A 5,531-nucleotide genomic window follows, 5' to 3' on the forward strand; every position below is an offset into this window, starting at 1 on the left:
GGTGGGGTGGGCGTGACGCAACGTTATCGACGGGATGAGGGAAGTGTCCGACGGATGCGCGATTTTCACCCGGAAGGGAGAGTTTCGGAACAGGTGATGGACGATCGGCTTCCGGCTCCGTCGGCTGGTCGGACCGTCGTCCGTACGGGAGGATCCGAATGATGCGGTACTCCCTCCGGGGGCCTCGCCGGGGCCCCGCCCTCCTGGCGACCGCGGTGGCGCTGGCCACCGTGGCGGCCTGCTCGAACGGCTCTCCGTCCACCCCGTCCGCCACGGGCTCGTCCGCGAGCGCCACGCCCACGAGCACCCCGCCGCCGAGCCCGACACCGAAACCGACGCCGACGCCCACGAAGAACTACCCCCTCTCCACCGCGCCGCGCACGATCCCCTCCGTCGGTGCCCACGAGGCCGCCCGCGGCCCCGGCTGGAAGCCCGTGCCCACGGGCGGGGTCGTCCTCGCCGCGAACAGCGAGGCCCTCGCCGACGAGGGCCGGCTGATCGCCGGGGAGCTCGGCATCCCGTACCGGGGCGCCGCCACGGCCGGACCCGGGGACGTCGAGCTGGCCCTGGGCGGGACGGGCGCCCCCGAGTCGTACGCCCTGACGGTCACGGGCGGCCGCGTCCGGATCGCGGGCCCCGACGAGGCCGGGGTCTTCTACGGCACCCGCACGCTCAAGCAGTCGGTCAGGGCCACCGGCGCGATGCCCGAGGGCACGGTCACCGACCGGCCGGCGAAGCCGCAGCGCGGCCTGATGGTCGACATCGCCCGCAAGTACTTCACCGCCGCGTGGATCGAGGACCGCATCCGAGAGATGAGCGACCTGAAGCTCAACCAGCTCGGGCTGCACTTCTCCGACGACCAGGGCTTCCGGATCGAGTCCGACAGCCACCCCGAGGTGGTGTCGGCGGAGCACCTCACCAAGGCCGAGGTCCGCCGGATCCTCGCCCTCGCGGCGAGCCGCCACGTCACGGTGATCCCCGAGATCGACTCGCCGGGACACCTCGGCGCCGTCATCGCGGCCCACCCGAACCTCCAGCTCGTCAGCGCGAGCGGCCGGACCCCGCGCGGGACCGTCGACATCTCGAACCCGGACTCGGCGAAGATCGTCGACGAGCTGCTGCGCGAGTACACCCAGCTCTTCCCCGGGGCGTACTGGCACCTCGGCGGCGACGAGTACGTCGCCCTCATGTCCAAGAACCCCGAGGCGAGCTACCCGAAGCTGGCGCGGGCCGCGGTCGCGAAGTACGGGCCCTCCGGCCGCGTCCAGGACCTCGCCACCGGCTGGCTCAACGACCGCGCGGCCGTCGTCCGGCCCACCGGCAAGACCCTCAAGGCCTGGAACGACGGCTTCTACACGGGCGGGGTGGTCGGCCCCGACAAGGACATCGAGGTCGAGTACTGGACGGGCCGCGAGATCGGCGCGCGGCTGCCGGCCTCGTACCTGAGCGCGGGCCGCAAGCTGATCAACCTCAACGACGACTACCTCTACTACATCCTGGGCGAGCCGAATAAGTTCCCCTACCCCACGGGCCGCCGCATCTACGAGCAGTGGACCCCGCGCGTCCTGCGCGGCTCCACCCCCGTGCCGGCCCGGTACGACCCCCAGATCCTCGGCGGCCGGCTCGCGGTCTGGTGCGACCTGTCCCGGGCCCAGACCCAGGCCCAGGTGGCGACCGGCATCCACCTGCCCCTCGCGGCCCTCGCCCAGAAGGTCTGGGACCCGTCGACACCGACGCTGACCTGGGAGCAGTTCAGGGCGCTGGCGGCGAGGGTGACCTGACTTCCGTCGTGGACGCGATCGGTCCGGATCGCGTACGTTCCCCCGGCGGCGGCCGAGTGGCCGCCGCGCGTTCCTGGGGGGAACCCATTGCTCACGCTCAAGAATCCGAACGGCCTCGCGAGAGCCGTCGTGGCCCTGCTGGCCGGAAACATCTTCTTCGACGTCCTGCTCGGTCTGTTCGAGGCCCGCTGGCTGATGGCCGACGCGATGCCCTACGCCTTCGATCCGGCCGTGTTCGGGTCGGTCGACCTGAACGTGGCCTACAGCATGTCGTTCACGCTGTTCGTGGCGACCGTCGTCGTCTTCATCATCTGGTTCCACCGACTGCGGAACAACGCCGAGGTCTGGGCCGGCGATCTGCAGGGCCGGAAGCCCGGCTGGGCCATCGGGGGCTGGTTCGTCCCGATCGGCAATCTCTGGATCCCGCGGGTGATCGCGGTCGACATCTGGCGGGCCAGCCGCTGGGAGCCGTACGCCGCCGACGGCAAGAGGGAGCTGACGCTCCTGGACGCCTGGTGGTCGTTCTGGATCGCCGACTGGGTCATGGACAGGGTCGCCACACAGCTGTACAGGCGTGCCGAGACGCCGGAGGCCTATGACACCGCCGCCGCCTGGTCCCTTGCGGGCTACGTCGTCGACATCGTCGCCGCCGTCCTCGCGATCCTCGTCGTCCGGCGTCTGACCTCTATGCAGACCGCCAAGGCCACTGGCATGATTCCGGCCGCGCAGTGACGAAAAAGCGCCCCTCGGCGCAGTAGTGGAAGTACTGCGTCCGCATCGGGTGGCGAGGAGGCGTCCATGACGTCGGGGAACGGCCGGAGCCTGCTGGAACTGATCGACGGGGCCGAGGAGCGGGGGCTGGCCGCGGCCGGACTCGCCTGCCTCGACCGCTGTCTGCCGCTGCTCGCTCCCGACCGGGCCGACGCCCTGCGCCCCGTGTGGGCCGCCGTCGCGCGCGGCGACGGGGCCGCCTGGGGCGAGGCCGTAGCCAAGGCCCGCGTGGAGCTCGACGTCGAGGGCACGGAGGACGCCGAGGCCGTACGCACCATGCTCGCGCAGGCCCCGGCGGCCTGGACCGCCGAGGGCCTGCGCGCCTGGGCCGGCGACTGCTCCGTCGCGGCGCTCGCCCTGCACGGGCGGTACGACGCGGCCGGGGTGCCCGACGGGCTCGTCGAGCGCTGCCGGGCCGGGGACGCGGACGGTGCGGGCCCGCTGCTCGCGGGGGAGCTCCGCCGCCAGCAGGCCGTCCTCGAAACGGTCGCCCACGGCCCGACCGGACTGCGCCGGGCACGTGAACTCTCCGTCGAGGGCGGCCGGGTGCTGCGCGCGGTCGTGTCGCGCAGGGCCCGCACCGCCTGACGCGCGCGGGGCTCGGGCCGCCTGACGCGCACGGGGATCAAGCCGCCGGGCCCGCGCCACGCTGACTCCCGCGGGGATCAAGCCGCCGGGTCCGCATCCTGCTGACTCCCGCGGCCTCGGGCCGCAGGGCCCGCACCGCCTGACCGTCCGGATCTACGCCTCCGGCGCCTGGATCGCGACCGAGGCGATCGTCTCCGCGATCTCCCGTTCCGCCGTGGCCTTGTCCAGGCCGAGCCCGCTCAGTACGCCCTGCCCGTCCTCGTGTTCCAGCAGGGCGAGCAGGATGTGCTCGGTGCCGACGTAGTTGTGCCCGAGGCGCAGGGCCTCGCGGAACGTCAGCTCCAGGACCTTCTTCGTGTCCGCGTCGAACGGGATCAGCGCCGGGATCTTCTCGGCCCGCGGCGGCAGCGTCGGGGTCACCGCGGTGCGCACCGCCTCCGCCGTCACCTCGTGCCCGAGCAGCCACCGCATGGCGAGCGACTCGGGTTCGGCGAGCAGGCCGAGGGCGAGGTGACCGGTCGTGACCTGATCGTTGGCGGCCGTCCGGGCCTCCTCCTGCGAGGCCACGACCACCTTGCGGGCGCGCGGGGTGAAGCGGCTGAACCCGGCGTTCGGGTCCATCGTGGAGGCGTCGGGCTCCTTCGGCACGAAGCGCTTCTGGGCCGCCTGGCGGGTGACGCCCATGCTGCGGCCGATGTCGGTCCAGGAGGCGCCGGAGCGCCGGGCCTGGTCCACGAAGTGGCCGATGAGGTGGTCGGCGACGTCGCCGAGGTGGTCCGCCGCGATGACCGCGCTGGAGAGCTGCTCCAGGGAGTCCGGGTGGACCTTCTTGATGGCTTCGATGAGTTCGTCGAGACGGACAGGGACATTCAGGCCGACTGGATTCGTCATGAGGCAACCTTAGGTTGACACTCCTCCACTGTCAACCGTTGGTTGACACTCGAAGGGCGTATGACTCCCCGGGAGGTGAAAGGTCACCAGAAAGAGTGAGAAGAAGGGGGAAATGGGAGACGACCGGGGCCGCCACCCCCCACAGGAGAGGCCCCGGTCGTCGTCCGCGGAGCCGCAGCACGGCTCCGTACTCCTATCAGCGCCAGTGGTGCGTTTTCTGTCACACCCTCCCGGGCCGCCCGGAGGTTGCAAGTTGCACAAAGACCCCTGACCGCGTGGACGTGACGCGGCGACACCACGTAGCGTGCAGGTGCGCGAGGCGGCGTGGCGGTGGTGACCAGCCGCGATGACGCGGGCGCGGCCACGTCACCGACGAACAGGGTTTGGGGAGTGCTGGGGGACGACGCGGAGCTGACCGCCGCGGTGCTCGCTGCGCAGGACGGGGACGAAGACGCCTTCCGTACCGTCTACCGCGCCGTGCACCCCCGGCTGCTCGGCTACATACGCACGCTGGTCGGCGACGCGGACGCCGAGGACGTCGCCTCCGAGTCCTGGCTCCAGATAGCCCGCGACCTCGACCGCTTCGACGGCGACGCGGACCGGTTCCGCGGCTGGGCGGCCCGGATCGCCCGCAACCGCGCCCTCGACCACATCCGGATGCGCGGCCGCCGTCCCGCCATGGGCGCCGACGAGACCGAGCTCGCCGACAAGCCCGCCGACTCCGACACGGCCGGCGAGGCCCTGGAGGCCCTCGCCACCGGCGACACCATGCACCTGATCGCCCAGCTCCCGCAGGACCAGGCCGAGGCCGTCGTCCTGCGCGTCGTCGTCGGCCTCGATGCCAAGAGCGCCGCCGACACCCTGGGCAAACGCCCGGGCGCCGTGCGCACCGCCGCGCACCGGGGGCTCAAGAAGCTCGCCGAGCTCCTCGGGGTCGACGGGCAGGACGACGGCGCGGGAACCGTCGTCCCCCTGGACGGCGTCCCTCCGCAACGCGGTCGCGCGCCGGGGTCCGTGGCCCCCGGCGGTGTGACGCAATCACGTCCGCGTACGCAGAAGGACATGTGATGGCCGACGAGCGGTACCAGTGGCTCGATCAGGAGGCCGCGGAGCGGTTGCTCCGCGGCGAACCGGTCGAGGCCCTCGACGACCGCGCGCGTTTCCAGGCCGAGCGCCTCGCCGAGGCCCTCGGCACGGCCCGTATCCCGGCCGTCCCGCCGGCCGCGCGCACCGAACTGCCGGGCGAGGCCGCGGCGCTCGCCGCCTTCCGCAAGGCCACCGCCGAGCGCGCCGCCGCCGCGTCCGCAGTGGCCGCGTCCGCCGCTGCCGCCGCGTCCGCCGCCGGATCGTCCGCTGCTACCGCGTCCTCCGCTGCCACCGCGGCCGCCGGTCGCGCCACCGTCGCCGAGCTGGGCCGGGTGCGGCTCGCGCCCGTCACCGCCCCGGCGCGCCGCTGGGGACGTTCCATGCGGTACGGACTGGCCGCCGCGGTCGCCGCCG

5 protein-coding genes and 1 pseudogene are annotated in these 5,531 nt (G+C 72.9%); 5 read left to right on the forward strand and 1 reads right to left on the reverse strand.

Going from position 1 to position 5,531, the window contains the following annotated elements:
- The first annotated feature begins 158 nt into the window (after nt 1–158).
- From CCN56_RS29150 to CCN56_RS29160, 3 genes are all read left to right on the forward strand, one after another.
- Nucleotides 159–1,781: a glycoside hydrolase family 20 protein gene (locus tag CCN56_RS29150; RefSeq protein ID WP_086830958.1), complete on the forward strand. Its 1,623-nt coding sequence runs from the start codon at nt 159–161 to the stop codon at nt 1,779–1,781.
- A gap of 87 nt (nt 1,782–1,868) precedes the next feature.
- A complete protein-coding gene (locus CCN56_RS29155; protein WP_086830959.1) occupies nt 1,869–2,513 on the forward strand; it encodes a DUF4328 domain-containing protein in 645 nt (214 codons plus the stop codon).
- A 66-nt stretch (nt 2,514–2,579) separates the two neighbouring features.
- The gene (locus CCN56_RS29160) at nt 2,580–3,140 is read left to right on the forward strand and encodes a hypothetical protein (protein WP_086830960.1); all 561 of its coding nucleotides are present in this window, start codon (nt 2,580–2,582) and stop codon (nt 3,138–3,140) included.
- Between the two features lie 153 nt (nt 3,141–3,293).
- Here CCN56_RS29160 and CCN56_RS29165 read toward each other — a convergent pair whose 3' ends face one another.
- Nucleotides 3,294–4,031, reverse strand: a complete 738-nt coding sequence (locus CCN56_RS29165) for a Clp protease N-terminal domain-containing protein (protein WP_086830961.1) — start codon at nt 4,029–4,031, stop codon at nt 3,294–3,296.
- A 390-nt stretch (nt 4,032–4,421) separates the two neighbouring features.
- On the opposite strand from CCN56_RS29165, the gene CCN56_RS29170 reads away from it, so the two are divergent.
- Both CCN56_RS29170 and CCN56_RS29175 read left to right on the forward strand, forming a co-directional pair.
- Nucleotides 4,422–5,099 (forward strand): RNA polymerase sigma factor, encoded by a 678-nt coding sequence (locus CCN56_RS29170; RefSeq protein ID WP_041130887.1) that lies wholly within the window; start codon nt 4,422–4,424, stop codon nt 5,097–5,099.
- Nucleotides 5,099–5,531: pseudogene (locus CCN56_RS29175) on the forward strand (hypothetical protein); the annotation flags it as partial. The gene CCN56_RS29170 and the pseudogene CCN56_RS29175, both read left to right, overlap by 1 nt.

It is taken from the genome of Streptomyces sp. NRRL B-24572 (assembly GCF_002156145.1).
Lineage (GTDB): Bacteria > Actinomycetota > Actinomycetes > Streptomycetales > Streptomycetaceae > Streptomyces > Streptomyces vietnamensis.